At 63.6% G+C, this 2,394-nt stretch carries 3 protein-coding genes; 2 read left to right on the forward strand and 1 reads right to left on the reverse strand.

The window, feature by feature from the left end:
* Positions 1–187, reverse strand: a 187-nt coding sequence (locus CDO46_RS06090; protein ID WP_132980775.1) for a hypothetical protein, incomplete at its 3' end; no start/stop codon positions are given.
* Between the two features lie 292 nt (positions 188–479).
* Here CDO46_RS06090 and CDO46_RS06095 point away from each other — a divergent pair.
* Entirely contained in the window at positions 480–1,742 is a 1,263-nt protein-coding gene (locus tag CDO46_RS06095) for a Rieske 2Fe-2S domain-containing protein (protein WP_070401332.1), read from the forward strand.
* A gap of 109 nt (positions 1,743–1,851) precedes the next feature.
* Positions 1,852–2,394, forward strand: a 543-nt coding sequence (locus CDO46_RS06100) for a tripartite tricarboxylate transporter substrate binding protein (protein WP_254914563.1), incomplete at its 3' end; no start/stop codon positions are given.

Genomic DNA, 2,394 nt, shown 5'->3' on the forward strand with positions numbered 1-2,394 from the left:
GTTTCTGTTGCTGCAGTATGCACGGCTCGTACGACGGGCTACCGGGATGGATTCCAAGGCTTTCGCACTTGTGCTGGTATTCCTCGGCGCTCCATTCGTCGAGCGTGTCGCACGCGGAGAGCAGTGCCGACGAAGCAAGAGCCGCCGCCATCAAAGTCAAGCGCCGGGGCCGGTCGGTAAGCAACATTTCCTTCTCCTTTTAAGGGCGGGATGAGTGGGGCTGCGATCCCGTGTCTCCGGGCTGGGTCGATATCTTTAGGTTATCACCGATCCGAAGATGGCTCTATTGAGCCGGATCCGGGCACAGTACGATACCGGCCACCGCATCACCGCATCACCGCATCACTGCGCCACTGCGTCACCGCGCCACTGAGTTACGCAGCATCACCCGGCAGGTGCCACGTGACACGGGCAACGGGTCACAGGCTATTTCGCCGCATGACGCATGGCCAGGGTGGCATCGGAACAAGGAATCGAGCATGCGTTTCGAAGAAAACATCACACTGACTCACATCGACCAGGGCACGCCCATGGGCGACTTGCTGCGCCAATTCTGGCTGCCCGCCCTGTTGTCGGAGGAACTGCCGGAGAACGACGGCCCGCCGCTGCGGGTGACGCTGTTGGGCGAAGAGCTGGTGGCCTTCCGGGATACCGACGGCAAGGTCGGATTGCTGAGCGCCTATTGCCCCCATCGCCGCGCCGAGCTCTATCTGGGACGCAACGAAGGGTCGGGCCTACGCTGTGCGTATCACGGCTGGAAGTTCGATGTCCGCGGCCAGTGCGTCGATATCCCGACCGATGCCTGTGGGCCGGAGGTCTTGAAGCGGATGGGCACCACCGCGTACGAAACCCGGGAGCACGGCGGCATCGTCTGGGCCTACATGGGCCCGGCGCAGCCGCCCGCCGACGTGCCCGAGCTCGACTTCTGCCGGGTCGCGCCCGAGCAGCGCTATGTCTCGAAATGCCTCATGAAGTGCAACTACCTGCAGGCGCTCGAGGGCAGCATCGATTATTCCCATATCTCGTTCCTGCACAAGGATCTCGAAGGGGGCACGGGCAAGGCGGACACCTTCGGGCTGGGCGAGATGATCAAGTATTCCGAAGACGACGGACGCCCCACGATTTTCTGTGACCGGGTCGAGCATGGCCTGCAGATTGCCGCGCGCCGCGAAGCCGGCGCCGACGCCTACTATTGGCGCATTGCCCGCTGGTTCATGCCTGTCATCGTGGTGGTGCCGACCGCGCCGGGCAATGTGTGCCGGGCCAATATTTTCGTTCCCATCGACGACGAAAACTGCTGGTGGTATCGCATCCGCTGGCATGCGGAACGCGCGCTGACGGAGCAGGAGATCGAAGGCTACAAGCACGGCGCATTCGATTATGCCGAGCTGGTTCCGGGGACTTATCTGCCCAAGGGGACCCGGGAGAACGATTATCTGCAGGACAGGGCCGAGCAGCGCACCCGGTCGTTCACGGGCATTCCCAGCGCGCAGTTGCAGGACCTGGCGATCCAGGAAAGCCAGGGGCGCATTCACGACCGCAGCCGCGAGCGGCTGGTCAAGACCGATCTTCCCATCGTGCAATGCCGCCGGTCGCTGTTGCAGGCCGCCGACGAGCTGGTCAAGGGCAATGCGCCAGCCCTGGCTTCCCGGCCCCAGGCGTATCGCGGCAGGGCGTACGCAATCACCCGGCCCCGGAATGTGGAGCTGGCGCGGATCCGTGAAGAACTGGCCAACGAATAAATAGCGGTTTTAATAGCGGTTTTTCGGAGGGCGGCGGCCGGGGATTTCCCGCCGCCGCTTCGATCATTCCTGAGGAGACAATATGTTCATGCGGACCTTATCCTGTTTGATGGTTTCATTCGCCGCGATCTGGCCGGCGGCTTTCGCGCACGCGCAATCGTATCCGACGGGGCCGATCACGATCGTCGCGCCGTTCCCGGCCGGCGGCACGCCGGACCTGGTGGCCAGGGTGATCGCCGATAAGGCCTCATCCATCATGGGGGTGCCCATGGTGGTGGAAGCCAAGCCCGGCGGGCAAAGCATTACCGGCACCACCACCGTCGCCAACGCGCGCCCCGACGGGCACACCTGGCTGCTGGCGACGCTGAGCTTCGTGACGAGCCCGGTGCTGGTCAAGGGCGTCAGCTGGGATCCCGTCAAGAGCTTTCGCGGGATCGCGCAGCTTGCCACGGCGCCCGTGGTCGCGGTCGTGCCCGCGTCGCTGGGCGTGACCACATTGCGCGATTTCGTGGCCAAAGCCAAGCAGGCGCCGGGGGAATTGAACTATCTCATGCCCGGGGTCGGCACTTCCATGCATTTGAATACCGAAATGCTGAAGAAGTCGGCCGGCATCGACCTGTTCGCCATCCCTTATAAAGGCACGCCGCTGGGC

The sequence above is a fragment of the Pigmentiphaga sp. NML030171 genome (genome assembly GCF_002188635.1).
Lineage (GTDB): Bacteria > Pseudomonadota > Gammaproteobacteria > Burkholderiales > Burkholderiaceae_B > Pigmentiphaga > Pigmentiphaga daeguensis.